Consider the following 20,762-nt stretch of genomic DNA (forward strand, 5'->3'; position numbering starts at 1 on the left):
TCCATGGGCCGTCCGGGTACCCGGGGCGCATGGAACACCCCTGTGAAGAACCCCGGCTGCCCGCGCCGCGCGGCCCCCTGAGCAGCGCCGTCGAGGACCACCTGCGGGGCACCGGCCCGCTGCCTCCGGACGACGGGATCGCCACCGCCCCCGTGTACGGCGACGACCTCCAGCTCGCCCTGTACCTGTGTTACGAGCTGCACTACCGCGGATTCGCGGGCGTGGCGGCGGACCGCGAATGGGATCCGGAGCTGCTGCGCGTCCGCGCCGCCCTGGAGGACCGCTTCCTCACCGCGCTCCGCGCGGACGCCCGGCGGCACGACGGCGTCGACGAGGCGCTCGCCGGGATCCTGGTGGAACCGGTGAACGGTACGGGCGTCAGCCATTTCCTGCGTGACAAGGGCGAGCTGTGGCACGTCCGCGAGTACGCCGCCCAGCGGTCCCTGTACCACCTGAAGGAGGCCGACCCGCACGCGTGGGTGCTGCCCCGGCTGTGGGGGCGGGCCAAGGCGGCGATGGCGGCGGTCGAGTTCGACGAGTACGGCGGCGGCCGCGCCGACCGGGTGCACGCCCGTCTCTTCGCCGACCTGATGACGGACCTGGGGCTGGACACGACGTACGGCCGTTATCTGGACGCGGCCTGCGCCGAACTGCTCGTGACGGTGAACCTGATGTCCCTCTTCGGACTGCACCGCGCTTTCAGGGGCGCGCTGGTGGGCCACTTCGCGACGGTCGAGATCACCTCGTCACCCGGCTCGCGGCGGCTCGCCGAGGCGATGCGCCGCACGGGCGCGGGACCCGCCGCCGAGTACTTCTACGACGAGCACGTGGAGGCGGACGCGGTGCACGAGCAGGTGGTGCGCCACGACGTCATCGGCGGGCTGCTGGAGGTGGAGCCGCATCTCGCGGCGGACATCGCCTTCGGCGTCGACGCCACCGTTTTCGTCGAGGACCGCCTCGGCGACCGGCTGCTCGCGGACTGGAGCGCGGGCCGGTCTTCACTGCGTGCTCCCCTGCCCCAGGAGTTCGCTCATGTTTCTTGACGGCGGGGGTACTCGGCGGTCCGTGAGTCCAGTGGCACCACCGGGCGTGTACGCCCCGCAGGAGGACACCGAGCTGTTGGCCGGTGCCCTGTCCGACGAGCCGGTCCCACCGGGCGCCGCCGTTCTCGACGTGGGAACCGGGTCCGGTGCCCTGGCGGTGGCGGCCGCCCGGCGCGGATTGCGGGTGACGGCGGTCGACGTCTCGTGGCGGGCCGTGTGCGCGGCGCGGCTGAACGCGCTGCGGGCCGGCGTGCCGCTCCGGGTGCGGCACGGCAATCTGTTCGCGCCCGTGCGGGGTGAGTCGTTCGATCTGATCCTCGCCAATCCGCCGTACGTTCCGGCGCCCGGCGGCGCGTCACCGCCGCGGGGCGCGGCCCGGGCCTGGGACGCGGGCGGCGACGGGCGGCTCGTCCTGGACCGGATTTGCCGGGAGGCGCCCGCGCTGCTGCGGCCGGGCGGCGTCCTGCTGCTGGTGCAGTCGGCGCTCAGCGGTCCCGAGCTGACGATCGGCCGGCTGCGGGCGGCCGGGACGAAGGCCGCGGTGATCCGGCGCCGGCGCATCGTCTTCGGCCCGGTGGTACGGGGCAGGGAGCACTGGCTGCGGGAGCGGGGGCTGCTGTCCGGGAGCGAGGACAAGGAAGAGCTGGTGGTGATCCGTGCCGAACTCCCCCTCTGACACCCCGCGTCGCGTCACCGTCCGGCGCAAGGGGCCGCTCCTGGTGGAGGGCCCGGTGGAGGTCGAGCTGGAGGACGGCACGATCGTCGCCTCCGACCGCTTCCGGGTGGCCCTGTGCACCTGCCGCCGAAGCCGGCGCTTCCCCTGGTGCGACACCAGTCACCGGGACCGGGCCTGAGCCGGCGGGGTCCGGGAAAGCCCGGAGGCCGGCGGGCGGCCCCACTCCGCCCGCCGGCCTCCTTGCGCGGGATCGCACGTTCCGCGGGAGGGCCGGCACTCCCCAATCCACCGGCCGCCGCGCGGTCACGGGAAACCGTGCGATCCCGGTCTCAGAACGCGAAGACGCTCGAACCGTGAGCGTTCATCACGCACGCGTTGGAGAAGATCCGCTCGTAGGAGACGCGCTGCCCGCGCCACACCCCGTCGACGGTGACGAACACCGGGTCGTACTGCTTGGTGCAGAAGACGCCCTCCCGCATCGTCAGGGCGCCGAGGTCGCCGCCGATGCGGTTCATCTCCGCACAGGCCGCGTCTGCGGCCGGGTGGGTGCCCGAGGTCCCGGGGGCACAGGTCAGGGTGACCGCGCGTTCCGGCGTGACGGTCATCGCGCTGTCGCCGTGACCCATGGTGAGCACCAGGGCCGAGGGGGCGTAGAGCGCGGACGGGGCAGTTCCCGGAGCGGCCAGTGCCGCCCCGGACAGGGGTGCGCAGACGGCTGCGGCCGTGAGGCCGAGGGTGGCGGCCCAGCGCGCGGTGTTCCGCATTGTGTGCATCCTTCCGCTCGTGTCGACGAGTCGCCGGCTCGTGCTCGGTCGGTGCCGAACCGGCGTGCGGGAGTCTGCCGAGTCCGCGCCGGAACTTCACGTCGGGCATGCGGGTTTCGGTAACCTTGCGTATTGAATCAGTGGCGTGAAGTCACGGAAGGTGCGGAGTGCGGCCCTGTAACCGCACGGACACGGGGCGTGCGAAATGGCCAGGTGGCCGGAAGGGGGCCGCTCGGCAATCGGCCTGAAACATTCCAATTCTGCTCTCGGCAGACCGTTCCGCGACACCTTGTGTTCATGGACGAGGCGAGTAATCGTCATTACATGATTACGGAAGAGCAGCGAGAGCAAGTGCGGGGCTGGTTCTCCGGCCGGCTCCCCGACGGTCTCTTCGAGGAGCTGACCGAGGTCACGGTCGACCGCGAGGAGATCACGGTCATCGGCCGCGTTCCCGGTCCCCGGCCGGCAAAGGGCGCCTCGCCGGCCGAGCGGGAGGCGGCGGTCGAGGGCCGCGTCCAGGAGTTCCGGGAACGCACCCGGGACGACCGGATCGCGGTCGCCCGGGACGCCGAGCACCGATTCGGCCGGAAGGTGTCCTGGGGCGTGGAGTGCGACGGGCACCGCGCCCTGTTCACGCACGTGGCCGCGCCCGTCATGACCCGGCTGCGCCAGCCGGAGCGGCAGGTCCTCGACACCCTCATCGCGAGCGGGGTGGCCCGCAGCCGCAGCGAGGCGCTGGCCTGGTGCGTGCGCCTGGTCCAGCGGCACACCGACGACTGGCTCACCGAGCTGCGCGAGTCGCTGGAACACGTCCAGCGAGTGCGGGCCCAGGGGCCGGACACCGGACCCGAGGAGGCGGAGCCCGGCACCGACGGCGGGTGAACGCCGTTGTCAGTGGCGTTCGTTACGGTACGGGCATGACCCGATTCGTATTGGTGGCCGGTGCCTGGCTCGGAGCGTGGGCGTGGGACGAGGTGGCGGCCGAACTGCGCGCGGGCGGGCACGAGGCGTATCCCCTGACGCTGTCCGGGCTCGCGGAGAGGCAGGGCGTGCCGGCGGGGCAGCAGACCCATGTCCAGGACATCGTGGACGAGGTGGAGCGGCTCGACCTGCGGGACGTCGTCCTCGTGGGACACAGCTACTCCGGCGTGCCGGTCGGCCAGGCCGCCGAGCGGATCGGCGAGCGGCTGCGACACGTGGTCTTCGTCGACGCGAACGTGCCGGTCGACGGGGAGTCGTTCCTGTACGGCTGGCCGAGCGACGACGTCCGACGGACGATCGGCGCCAACGACGGGTTCTGGCCGCCCCTGGAGGCCGACGACTGCGTGGGCCAGGGCCTGACGGTCGATCAGACGGCCCGCATCACCGCCGGATCGACCCCGCACCCGGGCGCCACGCTCACCGAACCGGCCGTGCTGGAGCGGCCGCTCGGCGAGCTGCCGGCGACGTACGTCAAGTGCCTGCTGGACGGCGAGGAGCCCCTGCCGGCCGTGGCGGAGCAGCTGAAGAGCGAGACGTGGGAGCTGGTGACCATGGACACCGGGCACTGGCCGATGTTCTCCCGGCCGCGCGAACTGGCCCGGATCCTGCGGGAAGCGGCCGCCGTCCGCTGATCCTTCCTCCCGCCCGGCGCTGGACGCGCCCAGCACATACCGACCAGTATGCACCGGGACGGTGTGGCTCCGGAGGACAAGGCGGGACGGATGGCGAAGCGCTGGGGCGATTTCCAGTACGAGATCTACCTGAACGGAATGACGGGGGCCGTGCCCCGGCTGCCGACCGATCCGACCCGGCTGGAGGAGCTGACCGAGCAGCGGCTGGGCCCGGGGCCGGTCGGGTACGTCGCGGGCTCCGCGGGCGACGGCAGCACCGCCCGCGCCAACCGGGCCGCGCTCGAACGCCGTCGGATCGTGCCGCGCATGCTGCGGGATGTCCACGAGCGTGATCTGTCGGTCGAGGTGCTGGGCCGCGCGCTGCCGGCGCCGTTGGCGCTGGCGCCCGTCGGGGTGCTGTCGATCATGCATCCGGACGCCGAGTCCGCCGCCGCCCGGGCGGCGGCGGCGCAGGGCGTGCCGTTCGTGCTGTCGTCCGCGTCCAGCACGCCGATGGAGCAGGTCGCGGAGGCGATGGGCGAGGCGGAGCGCTGGTTCCAGTTGTACTGGCCGAAGGACGTGGAGGTGGCCCGGAGCTTCCTGGACCGGGCGAAGGCCGCCGGGTTCACGGCGCTCGTCGTCACGCTCGACACTCCCCTGCTGTCGTGGCGCCCGCGCGATCTGGACCAGGCGTACCTGCCCTTCCTGCGCGGTGTGGGCACCGCCAACTACTTCTCGGACCCGGCGTTCCGGGCGGGGCTGGCCAAGCCGGTGCACGAGGATCCGGACGCTGCGGTGATGCACTTCGTCGGCCTGTTCGCCGATCCCGCCAAGTCCTGGCCGGATCTGGCGTTCCTGCGGGAGAACTGGGACGGGCCGATCGTCCTCAAGGGCGTGCTCCATCCCGACGACGCGCGGCTCGCCGCCGACGCCGGGATGGACGGCGTGGTGGTGTCCAACCACGGCGGCCGGCAGGTGGCCGGGGCGATCGCCGCGGCGGACGCGCTGCCCGGCGTGGTGAGGGCCGTCGGCGACCGGCTCACCGTGCTGTTCGACAGCGGGGTGCGCACCGGCGACGACGTCTTCAAGGCCCTCGCCCTCGGCGCACGGGCGGTCCTGCTGGGGCGTCCGTACGTCTACGGGCTCGGCCTCGACGGACAGGCGGGGGTGGAACACGTGATCCGCTGTCTGCTCGCCGAACTCGACCTCACCATGGCCCTGTCGGGCCACGCCACCCCGTCCACGATCGGCCCCGACGCCCTCACGGAGGCGACGGGCTGACCCGCTCCGGCCACACCACCGCCCGTCCACGGCCCGGGCCGGCGGCCGGGGCGGGGGGTCTTCCGGCCGCAGCCCCTCCCCGTCGCGGCATCACCCCTTCGGTCCGGTCGACTCCGCGCGCCGGACCGGAGGGGCTTGCGTCCCACCGCCCGCCGGCCCGAGGCAGGGGTCCTCCGGGTCGAGCCCTGCCCGGGCCGCACTTCCACGACGCCTGCCGAGCCGGGGCGAGGCGGCCACCGGGCCGGATCCCCGCCCCGGCCGGAGTGCTCACGTCACCGGCTCGGCCAGTTTCGCGTGCCGGGCCGGTGGGGTGTCCGTGCCGCTGATGGACAGGGAGCCCGTGGCCGCCCGTACCGGTTCGGGGGTCCAGCGCTGGTTCACGGTCCGGTCGCGTACCTTGACGACGATGTCGGCGTTCGCGTCAGGGGTCGCCGGGGTGAGGGCCAGTTGGACGTCCCAGCGGGGCACCAGCTCGCCCTGCACGGTGAGGTCGTACCGCACGTCGTCGCCCCGTCGGCCGCCGGGATCGGCGCAGGTGCCGAGGACGACGACACCGGCGTCCTTGTGCGAGTCCAGGCACAGACCGGGGTCGGCCACGCTGCGCAGCAGCCCGTCGTCCTCGTACGTCCACTGCTGGGTCCACACCGAGGAGCAGTCCGCCAGCCGGGTCCCCGAGCCGTCCTGGGGCTCGCCCCGGGTGTCGAGGCACAGGCCGGAGGCGACGTTGCGCAGCCGCGTCCGTCCCGGTGCGGTGGGGAGCCCGGCGGCGCCGGGCGGGGACGCGGACGGCACGGCGGCGCGACCGCCCGCCGCTCCCGTGGAGCCCGTCGGGTCGGCGGCACCGCCGTCCGGGGTGGAGGGCCCGGCGATGAGCACGCTCACCAGCACTCCGGCGGAGACCGCGCCGATACCGGTGAGCAGGGTCCTGGTGGAGCGCACCGGGTCCGGGAACGCGATGCCCGTCAGCCGTTCGGGAACGGGGATGCGGGACAGCACGCGGTGCCGGCCGCTGCCGGACCGCCCGCCCCCGTCCCGGCGCCGGCGGACGGCGCGTCCGCCGCGCGGGCCGGCCGTCGCGCGCCCGGGGCGCGAGTCGAGGTAGCGCCGGGCCCCCCACCCGAGCACCGCCTCGGCGATCAACGGGCCCAGGCCGCCCTCGAAGTGGCTCAGTTGCTCGGCCGCGTTCCGGCAGTAGCGGCACTCCGCCAGATGCTGCCGGACGTCCGGCAGCAGGGCCCCGCCCCGCCGGATGGGGACGTCGAGGAGGCGGTTGTAGAAGCGGCAGTCCTTCGTGGGTGCCAGTTCCTGATGGGCGTGGACACAACCTTGACGGAATTTTTCACGTGCCTGTTCGAGTGCGCCCGACGCGATGTCGGGGTCCATGCCGAGCAGACCGGCCGGCACGGAAATCGGCTCGGCCTCGACCTCGACGTGCCAGAGCAAACAGCGCGCGAGTGCGGGCAGCGACCGGAATGCCCGTTGAGCGAGTGAGCGGTTTTCCGGAGTCATGGTGGTCGCCGCGCGCATGCCGCGCCCGCCCGCCGGTTTCTGCAGCTCCGGCATAACTCCGGTTATTCGATCGTCCGCGGCCCACTCGCGGACCGTGTCCCGCACGCCCACCAGCAGCACCGGCCGGAGCGCGACGGCCGATTCGCCGACGGCGACCCGGTCCAGGACCCGGTGCAGGGCGGCCGCGGTGACCATGGCGGCGAGCTGCCCCGACGAGGCGAGGCAGACGGCCGCGTAGTCCTGCATCGGCTGCCAGTGCCGTGCCGACAGCAGCGCGACGGAGTAGGAGGCCTCGCCTTCCGGACGGCCCCGCAACCGGACGGCGAGGAACTCGTCGGATTCCCCCGGGTCCCCGCCGGGCGGCGGATACGGAGGTCGAGGGGGGTGGGGGGTGTGCACTGAGATGGTTCCTTCCCACAGCGCATGTGACATTCGAGGGTTTCCGACGCCGAAAAGGAGACCGCTTGGCGCATACCCCTTTGGCGCGGCACGGGGGGCTGAAATTCACCGGCGGTGAATCGGACCCGGTTCATCGACTCGCGTGCGACCCCGTCCTTTACCCCCCGCACGGGTGGCTCACTCTCGCACAACCCTCGCTCGGCCAACAAGGCGCTCGAGCAACATCCGCGCGTTGACAGAAAGTCAGAAAGGAAACCCGGCCCGGGGCCCTCACCGTGGCTTTCGACCTGGGTTTTCACGCCGTTCACAGCCGAGGCGCACCAGGGGGCGCCCGGGCCCCTTCAGCACCCCGTGCGAACTCCGCGCTCGCACCGGCGCCCCGCGCACGCTCCCGGCGCACGCCGGAGCGTAGTCAACTGGTCACGGACCCTCTCGGAGGTCACGCGCAGAGACGGCGGCTCTCCTGCGCGCACGGCCGGCCGGCCCCGATCCTCCCGCCCTCGGCCGGCGGCCCCGGGGGCCCGCGCGGCCCGTCCGGCGCGGTCTCAGATCTGCCAGGAGCGCAGCCGGTCGGCCGCGCCGTAGACGTCCGCCTCGCCGGAGATCAGGTCGCGCGCCAGATCGACCAGGGCGCCGTAGGGCGGGTCGATGCCGACTCCGCTGACGAACATGTAGGCCACGGCGGCGGCACAGGCGAAGCGGGCGTTGGCCGAGGGCAGCGGCCGGAGCACGGCGAGGGTGTGCAGCAGGGCCGCCGCCCGCCAGGCCGGATCGGAGTCGACGCCCAGCCGGGGCGGGTCCACGCGATGGCGCGCGACGGCCGCGACGAGGGCGGAGAAGTCGTTGACGGTGGGCTGGTCCGGGAGGACCTCCTCGTGCCGCTGGAGCAGCCAGGGCACGTCGATGTGGAGCACGGGTGCCATCGGTCAGGCGGCCCGCCTCTCACCCCTGGCGGGAGGTTCGTCGTCCGGGAAGGCGGCGGCGAATTCCTCGGCGTGGGAGGCGAAGAACCGGCGGAAGGCCTCCGCGCCCTCCTGCAGGGCGCGGTGACGGGCTATGTCCGCCGCGGCCGCCTCCCGCACGAGCGCCTTCATGGACGTACCGCGCTCCTTGGCGATCTGCCGCAGGTCCTCGAGCTCGCGGTCGCTGAACTCCACGTTGAGAGCTGGCATGCCCTCACGGTACCGCTCGGGTACTGGATCGTAAATACGCGCAGGTCAGACCGTATGAGAAGGGGTACCGGCAGGGACCGACGGCCGAGTGGCCGGCGGTCCCTGCCGGGAGGTGGGTCAGCCCTGGTCGGCCACGAAGGAGGCCATGCGGGTCAGGGCCGCGTTCCAGTTGATGGTGTGTTCGTTGGTGGACCAGGACTGGATGTCGTCGATGAAGCAGAACTGACCGACGCAGCCCTGGAGTCTCGACTGGGCGAAGGGGTCCTGGATGCTGGAGTTGGGTCCGCCGGAGAGCGTGCCGGCGGGCGGGTTCGGCAGGTTCGCGTCGAGCTGCCGGGCGTACCAGCGGCTGTGCTGGTTGTGCGCGTTGACCTCGCCGTAGCCGGTGACGTACGACATGTTCAGGGCGTTGCGGCCCAGGATGTAGTCCATGCTCTGCAGCGCGCCGTCCCGGTACTTCGCGGCGCCGGTGAGGTCGTAGGCGGTGGCGAGGACGACCGCGTTGTTGAGGACCTGGTGGCTGGAGCCCCAGTCGTAGACGTTGCCGGCCGGCGCGTACGGCATCCCGTACGGGTGGGCCTTCAGCGTGGCCAGGTAGCCGTCGGCGCCCTGCACGACGGAGCGGCGGACCTTGTCCCGGCCGGGCAGCCTGTTGGGCACGGTGGCGAGGTCGAGCCGGCCGGCCGCGGCGGTGCGCGACCAGTCGAAGCCGAGCGGGCCGAAGATGTCGGCGGTGTGCACCGGGGAGTTCAGGACGTACTCCTCGAACTGCCGCTCCCCCGTGGTGAGGTAGAGCTCGGCGGCCGCCCAGTAGAACTCGTCGGTCACGGTGTCGTCGGGATAGGCGCCGCCGCCGATGCCGTCGTCCGGGTCGGCGAGCAGGTCCGGGTGGGCGAGGGCCGCCGTCCATGCCTTGCGGGCCGCCGCCAGGGTGGTGGCCGCGAACTCCTTGTCGTAGGAGCGGTACAGCCGTGCCGCCTGGGCGGCCGTGGCCGCGAGGTTGAGGGTGGCGGCGGTGGTCGGCGGATGCAGCTCCCGCTTCTGCGGGTCGTCGCTCGGCAGCAGCGGCAGTCCGGTCCACTGCTCGTCGTGGATCTTGTGGTGGGCCGTGCCGGCCAGCGGCTCGCCGTCGGGTACCTGCATCTTCAGCAGGAACTCCAGCTCCCAGCGGGCCTCGTCGAGGATGTCCGGGACCTTGTTGCCGCTCTCCGGGATGTCCAGTGTCCCGTCGCCGAGCTTGTCCGCCTCGCCGGTGCGGGCGTGCCGGGCGCGTTCGTAGGTGCTGAGCACCTCCCAGGTGCTGATGCCGCCGTTGACGACGTACTTGCCGTGGTCGCCGGCGTCGTACCAGCCGCCGGTGACGTCGAGGGTGTAGTCGCAGACACCGGGCTGACAGGGCACCTGGCCGTCGCCCCGGTTGGGGGCCGTGCCCACGTGTCCGGCCGGGCGGCCGTAACCGGGGCGCAGGTCGTCGCGGATCCCGGTGCCGCTGCGCTGGGTGTAGTAGTACTTCGCCGAGTCCAGCCGCAGCCGTTCGTACGCGCTCGCGTCGATGTCGAAGGGCCGGCTGGTCTCGCCGTCCACGACCAGGGTGTAGCCGGTCCCGCGCTTGCGGTGGCCGCCGAAGTCGACGGAGTGGACGTTCTGCCCGGAGGAGCCGTCCGTGCCGCGCGGCACGGACCAGCCGCGCCGGACGACACGGCCGTCGTCGTCCTTCAGCTGCCAGGGCAGCCGCTCGCCGGCGTCGGTGACCAGGGTGGCGTTCTTCGGCCCGGAGGGCAGATAGGCGACCTGGTTGACCCGGACGCGGGGTCCGGTGTCGGGCTCGTACGGCTCGGGGGCGACCCCGCCCAGCAGGGACACGTCGTCCACGCAGAACCGCCAGGGGTCCGCGCTGCCGCCGAGCTGGAAGCCGACCTGGCCCTGTGCGGTGTCCACGGGTGAGGTGAAGGTGTACGAGTAGGTGTCCCCGGAGACGCTGACCTGCGGGGACACCTCGTAGTAGGTGTCGTACGGCTCCACCTGCAGGCCGACGACCGCCCGCACGACATGGCCCGCGGGCGAGCCGGTCGCGCTGAAGGAGAAGCGGTACGACTCGCCCTTCACCAGGGTGATGTCGTTCTGGCCGACGGCCGCGTCCCAGCGGTTGGTGGTGCCGCCGGGGACGTCGGCGCACAGGCGGCCGTCGGACGGGCCCGCGGTGACGCCGGCGGAGGCCCACCAGGGGTCGGTGCCGGTGTCGAAGGCGCCGTTGCGGACCTGCTCGACCTCGTCCGCCCCGGCCGGGGCGGCGGGCAGCGCGGTGAGCGCGGTCGCCAGCAGTCCGGTCAGGGACAGCAGAGCGGTTCTGCGTCTGTTCACGTCTGGGCTCCTCTTGGGGAGGTGCGGGGGCGCGGAAGCACACATGGGAGCGCTCCCATCTCCGTACGCGGAACATGGTTGTGGCAGGTGTGACACTCCGTCAACGGTTGGGACAGGACTGGTGACGGTGGCCCGCCGGCAGTCCTGTCCCGACCGCTCCTCCCAGCCGGCCGGTGCCACCGGCCGGCTGACGCGCACCGCGCCCCGGGGCTCGTCCGGGTGACGGCCGGTCGGTACGGGCCGGATCCGGGAGCCGCGTACCGCGTCGAAGTTCCTCGCTCCCACGCGTCGCAGCGCCGCGACGGGGCCGGCCACGAGCGGGCCGAGCCGCCCCCTGACCACGGAGGGCCGCGAGGGACGATCGACCGGGACGAGGCCCGCGGGGCGCCCGGCGGGGCACCGGCGGCGGGTGCCGCGGCGGAGGCGAGCAGGACGGATCCGCGAGTGACCGGCATGGCGACTCTCACTCACGAGAACTCAGAAATGCTCACAACCGATCGCGAACAAACGGATTCCGTCGACGAGCCGCGGGGGAACGTCAAGGGCGCGTGCTTCACTCCCGTCCCGCATGCCCCCGGGCCGCTCCCGCGCCGCGGGGCCGGAGCGGAGGTTCGCAGTCCGCGTCGGGCCCCGACCCACTAGGCTGGAACTCAGGCGATACACCGGTTCACGGTGCGTGTGCGCGATGGAGTGGCGACGATGAGGCCGGACGACCCGTTCGACGATGCCGTGACGGCCCGGGCCGTCATCGCCGCCGACGGCACGCTCGCGCGGTGGAGCGAGGGTGCGCGTCTGCTGCTGGGACACACGGCCGGGCAGGTCGTCGGCCGCCCGGCCGCCGACCTGCTGGCCGAGGGGTGGGGCCCGCCCCGGCTCCCGGCCGCCCGCTGGAGCGGCACGCTCGCGCTGCGGCACCGCGACGGCGGCACCGTCACGGTGTGGGTGCTGGCCCACCACAGACAGTCGGACGACGGCCCCGGTGACTGGCTCGCCGTCACCCCGCTGGAGGCCACGCATCACGAACTCCCCGACGATCCGCTGGTCAGGACGTCCGTGTTCCAGTCGCCCTGCGCCACGATGGTCTTCGACGAAGGCCTGCGCCTGCGCGGGGTCAACGACGCCATGGCCCACCTCCTCGGCCTGCCCGCCCCTCACCTGCGAGGCCTCAGGCCCACCGACATCGGCGGCCGGCCGCAGCACGCCGCACTCGAGCGGCAGCTGCGCCAGGTGCTGAGCACCGGCCGGCCGCACGACATGCAGACGTACATGAAGGCCACCGGTGAGAGCCACGCGCATGCCTGGCTGGCCCGGCTCGCGCCGCTCACCGACCGGTCCGGCCGGGTGCGGGGCGTGTGCGTGACGGCCCACGACTTCACCGAGCAGTACCGGGCGCGGGAGCGGCTGCAACTGGTCAACGAGGCCAGCATGCGCATCGGCACCACCCTGGACGTCACCCGGACGGCGCAGGAACTGGCCGAGGTGTGCGTGCCCGCGCTCGCCGACTTCGTCAGTGTGGACCTGCTGGAGCCCGAGGAGCCCGGGGGCGAGCCCACCGGCCCGCTGAGCACGCCCGTCTCGCTGCGCCGGGTCGCCCATCAGTCCCTGGCACCGGGCAGCCCCGAGTCGGTCGCCCACCTGGGCGAGGTGATCGTCTACCCGGCCACCGCGCCCCAGGCCGACTCGCTGATCGCCGGCCACAGCGTCGTGGCCTCGGTGCCCTCCGGCGATCTCGACCCGTGGCTCGCGGTGGACGAGGCACGCGCCCGGCAGGTCCGGGAGTTCGGCGTCCACTCCATGCTGTCCGTCCCGCTCCAGGCGCGCGGTACGACCCTCGGGGTGGCCGCCTTCACCCGCTTCACGCGTCCCGAGTCGTTCACCCACGACGACGTGCTGCTGGCCGAGGAGGTCACCGCGCGCGCCGCCGTCTGCATCGACAACGCCCGCCGCTACTCCCGTGAACGCGAGACGACCCTCGCGCTCCAGCGCAGCCTGCTCCCCCGCACCCTGCCGCGCACGGCCGCCGTGGAGGCGGCCACCCGCTATCTGCCGGCCGCGCGCTCCGGTGTGGGCGGCGACTGGTTCGACGTGATCCCGCTGTCCGGGATGCGGGTGGCCATGGTGGTCGGGGACGTCGTCGGACACGGCATCCAGGCGTCCGCGACCATGGGCCGGCTGCGCACGGCGGTGCGCACCCTCGCCGACATCGATCTGGCACCCGACGAACTGCTCACGCATCTCGACGACCTGGTCCTCCATCTCTCGCACGAGTCGGGCGGCGACCCCGCGTCGGGCGAGGTCGGCGCGACCTGTCTGTACGCGGTGTACGACCCGGTGTCGCGACGCTGCACCCTGTCCCGGGCGGGGCACCCCGCGCCGGTGCTGATCCCGCCGGGCGGCCCGGCCCGGCACCTCGACCTGCCCTCCGGGCCACCGCTGGGCCTGGGCGGGCTGCCGTTCGAGTCGGTCGAGCTGGAGCTGCCCGACGACGCGGTGCTGGCGTTCTACACCGACGGGCTGGTCGAGTCCCGCGGGCGGGACACCGAGGCCGGTCAGGCCCTGCTCCGCGAGGCGCTGTCCAACGCCGCCGGCCCGCTCGACGAGACCTGCGACCGGGTCCTGCACACCGTGCTCGCGCCGGGCGGCGCGACGGACGACGTGGCCCTGCTGCTGGCCCGTACCCACGGTCTGCCGTCCGCCCAGGTCGCCACCTGGGACATCCCCGCCGATCCGGCGCTGGTCGCCCCCGTCCGCAAGCAGGTCCTCGACCAACTGGCCACCTGGGCGCTGACCGAGGCGTCGTTCACCGCGGAGCTGGTGGTGAGCGAGCTGGTCACCAACGCCATCCGGTACGGTGCCCCGCCCATCCGGCTGCGGCTGATCCACGACGCCTCGACACTGATCTGCGAAGTGTCCGACACCAGCCACACGGCGCCGCATCTGCGCCGGGTCAAGACCTGGGACGAGGGCGGCCGGGGCCTGCTGCTGGTCGCCCAGCTCACCCAGCGCTGGGGCAGCAGACACACGGCCGACGGCAAGACCATCTGGTCGGAACTGGCCCTGGTGGACGAGATGTGACATGGGGTGGACCATGGCGAACGGGTCACGGCACGTGGGCATGTCGGTGGTGGGCGCGCTGGTCCTGTCGGGCGCGCTGCTCTCCTGCGGCACCGAGAGCAGAACGGCGGGCACCGCTCCGCAACCCTCCGCGTCGGCCGGACGGACCGCCGGAAACTCCCCGCGCAGCGCCGTCCCGAGCGACGCCGCCGGTTCCACGAACGACCGGTCCCCGGCGGCCGCCGGACACCCGGACCGCTCGGCGTCCCGGTGCCGCACCGCCGAGCTGAGCGCCGCCGTCGGCCGGATGGACCCGGGCGCGGGACAGCGCAACTTCCCCGTCGTGCTGACGAACGTCTCCTCCCACACCTGCACCCTGTACGGCTATCCGGGCGCCGCCTTCGTGGACGCGGCCGGCGAGCGGCTGGGCCGGGACCCGAAGCGCACCCCCGGTGACCCGGCGGCCGTCACCCTGGCGCCCGGCGCCAGTGCCTGGGCGGGGCTGCGCTACGCGAGCCCCGGCGTCAGCGGCGCCCGCGCGGCCACCCCGGCGGCGCTCCTCGTCACCCCACCGGACGAACGGGACCCCCTGAAGGTGCCGTGGCGGGCCGGTGCGGTCCCGGTGTCCGGCAACGCGTCCTCGGTGTTCCTCACGGTGCTGGAGCCGGGCACCGGACCCCAGGGGCCGCTCGACGGCCGGTGAGCGGATGCGGCTCGCCGCCGTCCGGGGGCGGAAAACCGATTGCCCGCCCCGGCCGGAAGGCCCAGGATCCCGTCATGCCTGCAAGCCCCCTCCCGATGCCGCTGTCCGCCCACGCCCCCGCGGCGGGCCGACAGCAGCAGCCCGGTCCGGGGGGAGGACCGACGCCGCCGCGCTCATGACGGCCGCCCTGCTCGCAGGGCTGCTCGCCGGTTACGGCATCGCCGTCCCCGTGGGCGCCGTCGGGACCTACCTGGTCTCCCTCACCGCCCGCACCACCCTGCGCACCGGAGTCTGCGCGGCCCTCGGCATCGCCACGGCCGACGGGCTGTACGCCCTCGCGGCCGCACTCGGCGGTTCGGCCCTCGCGTCGGCGCTGCGGCCGGCCCTGGGGCCGATGCGGTGGGTCTGTGTGCCGGTACTGCTCGCACTGGCGGCGTGGGGCGCGGCCGGCGCCGTACGCCGCTACCGCGGGCGGCGGCCCGTCGCCCGCACCGGAGCCGCTCCCCCGGGCGCCGCCCGCGCGTATCTGTCGCTGCTCGGGATCACCCTGCTGAACCCCACCACCGTGATCTACTTCGCGGCGCTCGTGCTCGGCTCCCGGAGCGGGGAGGCGGCCGGGCCCGGGGAACAGACCGTGTTCGTGACGGCGGCCTTCGCCGCGTCCGCGAGCTGGCAGGTGCTGCTCGCCGGCGGCGGCGCCCTGCTGGGCCGGACCCTGACCGGCCACCGGGGCCGACTGGTGACCGCGCTGGTGGCGTCCGGGGTGATGACGGCCCTCGCGGTCCACATGGCGGTGGCACCCCTGTGACGGCTCATGAGCCGCCCGGTACGGATGATTTCCGCGTGCGGTGGTGTTGTCCGTGTGATCGAGTCGGCCGCAGGAGACGACCACGAGGGGACGGATGCCATGCCTCTTCAAGGTGAGTACGAACCCAGCCCGGCGCGGATGTCGCGCGAACAGGTGGAGCTGTACGAGAGTTCCGGCGGCACGCAGGGAACGACCCTGATGGACACGGGCCTGCCCGTCATCCTGCTGACCAGCCGGGGCGCGAAGTCCGGCAAGCTGCGCAAGACCCCGCTGATGCGGGTCGAGCACGAGGGGCGGTACGCGGTGGTGGCCTCGCTGGGCGGAGCGCCCAAGCACCCGGTCTGGTACCACAACGTCAAGGCCGACCCGCGTGTCGAGCTTCAGGACGGTCCCGACAAGTGGGACATGACGGCCCGTGAGGTCACGGGGGCGGAGAAGGCCGAGTGGTGGAAGCGTGCCGTCGACGCCTATCCGCCGTACGCCGACTACCGGAAGAAGACGGACCGTGAGATTCCGGTCTTCGTGCTGGAGCCGGACGGGCAGCACGGCTGAGCCCCGGAGGATTTCCCGCGTTCCGGTGTGCATGAAGCGCCGGGGTCCGGGCACGCGTGGTTCAGGCCCCGCCGCGCTCCCCCGTCGCGGCGGGGCTTTCCCATGCCTCCCGCGCCTCCGGATCCCCCCGTTCGGTGACGTCGAGGAAGATCTGTTCCGCCTCGGGCACCTCACGGGCGATGGACCGCTTGATGCGTACGGCGACCTCCTCCACCCGCTCGCTGTCCATACCGGGCACCAGGTCGACGCGGGCGGCCACCAGGGCGGTGTCCAGGCCCGTCTTCATCGTGAAGAGCGCCTCCACGCTGTCGATCTCGGGCTGCTCCCACAGCAGCTCCCGGATCCGGCTGCTCGCCTCCGGGTCGGCGGCCTCGCCGACCAGCTGGTCGCGGGCGTCACGCCCGAGCCGGAAGGCGACGTAGACCAGCAGCATCCCGATGGCGAGCGAGGCGGACGCCTCCCACACCACCTGCCCGGTGATCATGTGCAGCGCCATGCCCACGATGGCCAGGGTGACGCCCACCACAGCGGTACCGTCCTCGGCGACCACCGTGCGCAGCGCCGGATCACGCAGTCCGCTGCCCAGACCGCCCTGTTCGCGCACCTGGTACAGGGCGCGCAGCAGGGAGCCGCCCTCGGCGAGCAGGGCGATGCCGAGCACGACCAGTCCGGCGACATAGCCGTCCAGGTCCTCCTCGCTCCCGTTCCTGAGCGCCTCGACGCCCTGGTAGAACGAGAAGCAGCCGCCCATCACGAAGATCCCGACGGCCGCGAGCAGCGACCAGAAGAACCGCTCCTTGCCGTAGCCGAACGGGTGACGGCGGTCGGCCGGGCGCCGGCTGCGCCGCAGCGCGGCCAGCAGGAACACTTCGTTCATGCTGTCGGCGACCGAGTGCGCCGCTTCCGACAGCAGGGCGGGGGAGGCCGCGGCCAGTCCGCCGACGGCCTTGGCGACGGCGATCACCAGATTGGCGGCGAGCGCCACCAGCACGGTGATCCGGGTTCTGCGATCCGATCGAGTACTCACCCTCGGCCGATTGCCCCGGTCGGCCCAGAGCACACCGTGCCGTCGGTGGAAAACGGGGAACGCGGTGAAGGGACATCCGAACGGCGACAAGGAGAGCACCATGGGCCGCGACGACGGGGGCGGCGGCAACAGTTCGTACGGCAGGAAGAAGTTCAAGAGGTCGAAGGCCCACTTCGCGGACCGGATCACCGCGGACGGCCGGGAGGGCCGGCCGGTGGAGGCGGGGCGCTACCGGCTCGTGGTGAGCCGGGCCTGTCCGTGGGCGAGCCGGGCCCTGGTGTCCCGGCGACTGCTGGGTCTCGAGGACGCGCTGTCCCTGGCCGTCACGGACCCCGTGCAGGACGACCGGAGCTGGCGCTTCACCCTGGACCCGGACGGCCGTGACCCGGTTCTGGGCATCCGGTACCTGAGCGAGGCGTACGACCGGCGCGAGACGGACCACCCGGGCGGGGTGAGTGTGCCCGCGGTCGTGGACGTGCCCAGCGGGGAGCTGGTCACCAACGACTACCAGCAGATCACCCTGGACCTCGCCACCGAGTGGACGGCCCTGCACCGCGAGGGGGCGCCCGACCTCTATCCGGAGGCGCTGCGCGAGGAGATCGACGCGGTCATGGACGACGTCTTCCGGGACGTCAACAACGGCGTGTACCGGGCGGGCTTCGCCACGGACCAGGAGGAGTACGAGGCCGCGTGCACGGCCCTGTTCCAGCGGCTGGAACTGCTGACCGAGCGGCTGGAGGGGCAGCGGTACCTGGTCGGTGACACCATCACCGAGGCGGACATCCGGCTGTTCACCACGCTGGTGCGGTTCGACGCGGTGTACCACGGCCACTTCAAGTGCAACCGGTGGAAACTGGCGGAGAACCGGGTGCTGTGGGCGTACGTCCGCGACCTGTACCAGACGCCCGGCTTCGGCGACACCGTGGACTTCGACCACATCAAGCGGCATTACTACCAGGTGCACACCGGTATCAACCCCTCCGGCATCGTGCCCCTCGGTCCCGACCTGTCCGGCTGGACGGCGCCCCACCACCGTGCGGAGCTGGGCGGCCGGCCGTTCGGGGACGGCACTCCGCCCGGTCCGGTGCGGGCCGGCGAGGAGGTGCCGGCGCCGGGCCGCCCCTGACCGCCCCCGGCCCGACGGTCCGTCCGCCGACGGTCCGTCCCACCGACGAGACGACGCAGCCGACCCAGGAGGTCCACGTGGCGAAGAAGAGCAAGAAGGCGAAGAAGAAGATGCCCCTGGCGTACAAGCCCATCGGTTTCGCGCTGGGCTGGACCAGCGGCACCGTGGCAGGGATGGCGTTCCAGAAGACCTGGAAGGTGATCCGGCACGAGGACAACGCGCCCGACGCGCTGGACCGGGACCGCCGTTGGGGGGAGATCCTGCTGGCCGCGGCGATCCAGGGCGCCATCTTCGCGGTGGTGCGCAGTGCCGTGGACCGGGCGGGTGCCAAGGCCATCGAACGTTCCACGGGCACCTGGCCGGTCCCCGACAAGGGCGGCCGCGACTGACGCGTCCGTACGGCCGGCCCGCCGTCCCCCGGGACGGCGGGTCAGCCCTGTTTGGGCGCCGTCGACGTACCCCGGCGGACGGTGAAGGAGTGGCCCGCCGGGTCGGCGTAGCCGCGTTCCTCGGTGGGTCCCGAGGCGTCGCCCGTATCCACCGGGCGCCCGCCGAGGCCCACGATCAGGCGTTCCACCGCGTCCGGGTCGTCCACCACGAACTCCAGGTGCGCCTGGAGGGAGTTCTCCGGGCGGGGCCAGCTCGGGGCGGTCGCGTTCACGTCGCGGCGCAGCGCCAGGCGGAAACCGTCGGCGGCCCGGATCTCCACCCGGTTGACGTGGGCGTCGACGTCCTCTGCCCCCAGCAACTCCTTGTAGAACTCGGCGAGTTTCTCGGGTTCGGCACAGTCGAGCACCACCACGCCGGCCGTCACCAGGGTCATGTCTCCTCCGCGGGAGTCCGGGGTGCGGGACGCTCCTGCCCCGCCCTGTACGTGACTCCTGTCCCCGCTCGCCGGATTCAACCGGGGCCCGCGGCGGGTGACTTCCGGGGGCATGCGGGCGTACCCGTCCCGGCCGGTCCGGGCGGGCCTCCTCCGCGCGCGGCAGCCGGACCCGGTACCGGAGCACGAGCCGTACGCGCACGGAGCAGGCGGCCGTCGCGGCGGCGCCGAGGACGGCCGTGGCGATCCGGCCCGAACTCATCGACGTGGCGGCGACCGTCCCGCCACCGAGACCGAGCGGCGTCAGCCGCCGGCCGTACCGGGCGACAGGAGCGCGCAACGGGACCGCACTCATGCGTACGCACCGCGAGGCAACCCGTCGCGATGTGGGTCAACTCGCGTTACCAGTAAGGAAATTGTCGGGCCGGCGGCTCCGCGGATCAAGTTCGACCGCTGCCAGAAGTGAGGATTCCGCCACGCTCCGACGAGGACCGTCGGGACCGACCGACCGGTTCGAAAGAACTCGGTCGCAAATCGAAGACATATGTCAATCGAACATGCTCAAATGCACTCGACCGAAGGTAACTTGCAGGGTGGGAACCGGTGCGGGGACCGGTTCCCACCCCCGTTGCACGGAGCAGGCTGGAGGCGATGGCGTCGTGCGGTACGAACCTGCACCGCTGACCCGGCATCTGCGCGTCCGCCACGAGCGGGGACACACGGTGCTGGAGCTCCGCGGTGAGATCGACATCGCCGCGGCCACGGAGATCGTCCCGCATCTGGACATGGCGACCGCCGAACCGGACGCCCGGATCGTGATCGATCTGACCCACGTCGAGTTCTTCGACCTCTCCGGGCTGCGCCTGCTGTACCGGGCCCGGCAGCGGACCGCGGGCGGCGCCGGCCGGCTGCACCTCGTGTGCGCCCACCCGCTGACCCTGCGCATGCTGCGGATCACCGGCACCTCCCGTCTGCTGCCGCCGTGGCCGACCCTGGACGCGGCCCTGGAACAGCCCGGGGCCGCTTCCGGCCCGGTCTGACCGCCGGGTCCGCGGCCTGGCGCCCACCGTGCGCCCCTCCGTGCTCCCGGTGCGGTCGCCCGTTCCCGACTTCCCTGTCTGCCGGGGGAACTGAGGGGCATTCGGTCAGGAGGAAGGAGGGCCGTCGCCATGACGACTCCCGTGAAGGGACCGATCGCGCGCGTACCCGGATGGGCGAAGGTGCTCGGCGCGGTGGTGCTGGTGCTCGTCGTGCTGTTCGCCGGGATCCGGCTGAGCGTGCTGCCGGGCCTGAAGGACCTGTTCGGCACGGAGACCGAGGACCGCTCCGGACCCGCGCTCCTGGAGTCCATCCAGGACATCAGCCGCTACGACGCCGCCTCGGGCAACTTCCAGGTGGTGGTGGACCTGGAGAAGGACACGAAGTTCCTGCCGGACGCCATCCGCGGCAGCCGCACGCTGTACGTGGGCGCGGGCGCCGTCGACGCCTATGTCGACCTCGGGAAGCTGGGCAAGGACGACGTACGGGTCGACGACGACCGTACGTCCGCCACGCTGCGGCTGCCCCACGCCCGCCTGGGCAAGCCGGCCCTGGACCCCGAGCGTTCCTACGCCGTGTCCAAGCAGCGCGGGCTGTTCGACCGGCTCGGCGACCTCTTCTCGGACAACCCGGGCAGCGAACAGGCCGTCCAGAAGCTCGCCGTGCGGCACATCGGCGACGCGGCGAAGGAGAGCGGGCTCACCACCCGGGCCGAGACCAACACCACGGAGATGCTCGAAGGGCTGCTGCGCTCCCTGGGGTTCAAGGAGGTACGGGTCAGTTACGGCGACTGACCGGCATGGCCGGGGGTAACCGGCGTATCACCAACGGAAG

21 protein-coding genes are annotated in these 20,762 nt (G+C 72.9%); 14 read left to right on the forward strand and 7 right to left on the reverse strand.

The features are described from left to right. Positions 1 to 29: 29 nt before the first annotated feature. The 3 genes from ACH4VX_RS31320 to ACH4VX_RS31330 are packed head-to-tail and all read left to right on the forward strand — an operon-like array spanning position 30 to position 1,897. Positions 30 to 1,043 (forward strand): iron-containing redox enzyme family protein, encoded by a 1,014-nt coding sequence (locus tag ACH4VX_RS31320; RefSeq protein ID WP_398372133.1) that lies wholly within the window; start codon positions 30 to 32, stop codon positions 1,041 to 1,043. Then, entirely contained in the window at positions 1,033 to 1,719 is a 687-nt protein-coding gene (locus tag ACH4VX_RS31325) for a HemK2/MTQ2 family protein methyltransferase (RefSeq protein ID WP_398372135.1), read from the forward strand. Before ACH4VX_RS31320 ends, ACH4VX_RS31325 begins: the two co-directional genes overlap by 11 nt. Continuing rightward, positions 1,700 to 1,897: a CDGSH iron-sulfur domain-containing protein gene (locus tag ACH4VX_RS31330; protein ID WP_398372137.1), complete on the forward strand. Its 198-nt coding sequence runs from the start codon at positions 1,700 to 1,702 to the stop codon at positions 1,895 to 1,897. Before ACH4VX_RS31325 ends, ACH4VX_RS31330 begins: the two co-directional genes overlap by 20 nt. 151 nt (positions 1,898 to 2,048) lie before the next feature. Here ACH4VX_RS31330 and ACH4VX_RS31335 read toward each other — a convergent pair whose 3' ends face one another. Then, positions 2,049 to 2,483, reverse strand: coding sequence for a subtilase-type protease inhibitor (locus ACH4VX_RS31335; protein ID WP_398372138.1), 435 nt, complete (start codon positions 2,481 to 2,483; stop codon positions 2,049 to 2,051). A 324-nt stretch (positions 2,484 to 2,807) separates the two neighbouring features. Here ACH4VX_RS31335 and ACH4VX_RS31340 point away from each other — a divergent pair, with 324 nt between their 5' ends. The 3 genes from ACH4VX_RS31340 to ACH4VX_RS31350 all read left to right on the forward strand — a co-directional run bounded on the left by ACH4VX_RS31340 (position 2,808) and on the right by ACH4VX_RS31350 (position 5,356). Beyond that, complete coding sequence (locus ACH4VX_RS31340; RefSeq protein ID WP_398372140.1) at positions 2,808 to 3,365, forward strand: hypothetical protein; 558 nt, start codon at positions 2,808 to 2,810, stop codon at positions 3,363 to 3,365. Between the two features lie 35 nt (positions 3,366 to 3,400). Continuing rightward, a complete protein-coding gene (locus ACH4VX_RS31345; protein WP_398372142.1) occupies positions 3,401 to 4,096 on the forward strand; it encodes an alpha/beta fold hydrolase in 696 nt (231 codons plus the stop codon). A gap of 90 nt (positions 4,097 to 4,186) precedes the next feature. Beyond that, positions 4,187 to 5,356 carry a lactate 2-monooxygenase gene (locus ACH4VX_RS31350; protein WP_398372144.1) on the forward strand — a complete coding sequence of 390 codons (1,170 nt, stop codon included), beginning with the start codon at positions 4,187 to 4,189 and terminating at the stop codon, positions 5,354 to 5,356. Positions 5,357 to 5,623: 267 nt separating this feature from the next. Here ACH4VX_RS31350 and ACH4VX_RS31355 read toward each other — a convergent pair whose 3' ends face one another. The 4 genes from ACH4VX_RS31355 to ACH4VX_RS31370 all read right to left on the reverse strand — a co-directional run bounded on the left by ACH4VX_RS31355 (position 5,624) and on the right by ACH4VX_RS31370 (position 10,797). Further along, the gene (locus ACH4VX_RS31355; RefSeq protein ID WP_398372146.1) at positions 5,624 to 7,264 is read right to left on the reverse strand and encodes an RICIN domain-containing protein; all 1,641 of its coding nucleotides are present in this window, start codon (positions 7,262 to 7,264) and stop codon (positions 5,624 to 5,626) included. Between the two features lie 545 nt (positions 7,265 to 7,809). Further along, on the reverse strand, positions 7,810 to 8,187 hold the full coding sequence (locus tag ACH4VX_RS31360) for a toxin Doc (protein ID WP_398372147.1): 378 nt from the start codon (positions 8,185 to 8,187) through the stop codon (positions 7,810 to 7,812). Between the two features lie 3 nt (positions 8,188 to 8,190). Further along, complete coding sequence (locus ACH4VX_RS31365) at positions 8,191 to 8,436, reverse strand: hypothetical protein (protein ID WP_398372149.1); 246 nt, start codon at positions 8,434 to 8,436, stop codon at positions 8,191 to 8,193. 117 nt (positions 8,437 to 8,553) lie between these two features. Beyond that, positions 8,554 to 10,797, reverse strand: coding sequence for a glycoside hydrolase family 9 protein (locus ACH4VX_RS31370; RefSeq protein ID WP_398372151.1), 2,244 nt, complete (start codon positions 10,795 to 10,797; stop codon positions 8,554 to 8,556). Positions 10,798 to 11,496: 699 nt separating this feature from the next. On the opposite strand from ACH4VX_RS31370, the gene ACH4VX_RS31375 reads away from it, so the two are divergent. From ACH4VX_RS31375 to ACH4VX_RS31390, 4 genes are all read left to right on the forward strand, one after another. Further along, positions 11,497 to 13,872, forward strand: a complete 2,376-nt coding sequence (locus ACH4VX_RS31375; RefSeq protein WP_398372153.1) for a SpoIIE family protein phosphatase — start codon at positions 11,497 to 11,499, stop codon at positions 13,870 to 13,872. A gap of 13 nt (positions 13,873 to 13,885) precedes the next feature. After that, positions 13,886 to 14,554 carry a DUF4232 domain-containing protein gene (locus ACH4VX_RS31380; RefSeq protein WP_398372155.1) on the forward strand — a complete coding sequence of 223 codons (669 nt, stop codon included), beginning with the start codon at positions 13,886 to 13,888 and terminating at the stop codon, positions 14,552 to 14,554. 175 nt (positions 14,555 to 14,729) lie between these two features. Then, positions 14,730 to 15,362, forward strand: a complete 633-nt coding sequence (locus ACH4VX_RS31385) for a LysE family transporter (protein ID WP_398372157.1) — start codon at positions 14,730 to 14,732, stop codon at positions 15,360 to 15,362. A 99-nt stretch (positions 15,363 to 15,461) separates the two neighbouring features. Next, the gene (locus ACH4VX_RS31390) at positions 15,462 to 15,914 is read left to right on the forward strand and encodes a nitroreductase family deazaflavin-dependent oxidoreductase (protein ID WP_398372159.1); all 453 of its coding nucleotides are present in this window, start codon (positions 15,462 to 15,464) and stop codon (positions 15,912 to 15,914) included. Positions 15,915 to 15,975: 61 nt separating this feature from the next. Here the strand turns inward: ACH4VX_RS31390 and ACH4VX_RS31395 are convergent, their stop codons facing one another. Beyond that, positions 15,976 to 16,905, reverse strand: coding sequence for a cation diffusion facilitator family transporter (locus ACH4VX_RS31395; protein WP_398372295.1), 930 nt, complete (start codon positions 16,903 to 16,905; stop codon positions 15,976 to 15,978). Positions 16,906 to 17,041: 136 nt separating this feature from the next. On the opposite strand from ACH4VX_RS31395, the gene ACH4VX_RS31400 reads away from it, so the two are divergent. Together ACH4VX_RS31400 and ACH4VX_RS31405 are read left to right on the forward strand one after the other, a co-directional pair. Continuing rightward, the gene (locus ACH4VX_RS31400; RefSeq protein WP_398372297.1) at positions 17,042 to 18,067 is read left to right on the forward strand and encodes a glutathione S-transferase family protein; all 1,026 of its coding nucleotides are present in this window, start codon (positions 17,042 to 17,044) and stop codon (positions 18,065 to 18,067) included. A 77-nt stretch (positions 18,068 to 18,144) separates the two neighbouring features. Further along, positions 18,145 to 18,456 (forward strand): DUF4235 domain-containing protein, encoded by a 312-nt coding sequence (locus tag ACH4VX_RS31405; RefSeq protein ID WP_398372160.1) that lies wholly within the window; start codon positions 18,145 to 18,147, stop codon positions 18,454 to 18,456. A gap of 41 nt (positions 18,457 to 18,497) precedes the next feature. On the opposite strand, the gene ACH4VX_RS31410 is transcribed toward ACH4VX_RS31405, so the two are convergent. Then, positions 18,498 to 18,890 (reverse strand): VOC family protein, encoded by a 393-nt coding sequence (locus ACH4VX_RS31410; RefSeq protein WP_398372162.1) that lies wholly within the window; start codon positions 18,888 to 18,890, stop codon positions 18,498 to 18,500. A 659-nt stretch (positions 18,891 to 19,549) separates the two neighbouring features. Between ACH4VX_RS31410 and ACH4VX_RS31415 the strand changes: the two genes are divergently transcribed. Then, a complete protein-coding gene (locus ACH4VX_RS31415) occupies positions 19,550 to 19,930 on the forward strand; it encodes an anti-sigma factor antagonist (RefSeq protein WP_398372164.1) in 381 nt (126 codons plus the stop codon). A gap of 129 nt (positions 19,931 to 20,059) precedes the next feature. Next, positions 20,060 to 20,722, forward strand: coding sequence for a DUF4230 domain-containing protein (locus ACH4VX_RS31420; protein ID WP_398372166.1), 663 nt, complete (start codon positions 20,060 to 20,062; stop codon positions 20,720 to 20,722). Positions 20,723 to 20,762 lie beyond the last annotated feature (40 nt).

This window comes from Streptomyces sp. NPDC020731 (assembly GCF_044334705.1).
Lineage (GTDB): Bacteria > Actinomycetota > Actinomycetes > Streptomycetales > Streptomycetaceae > Streptomyces.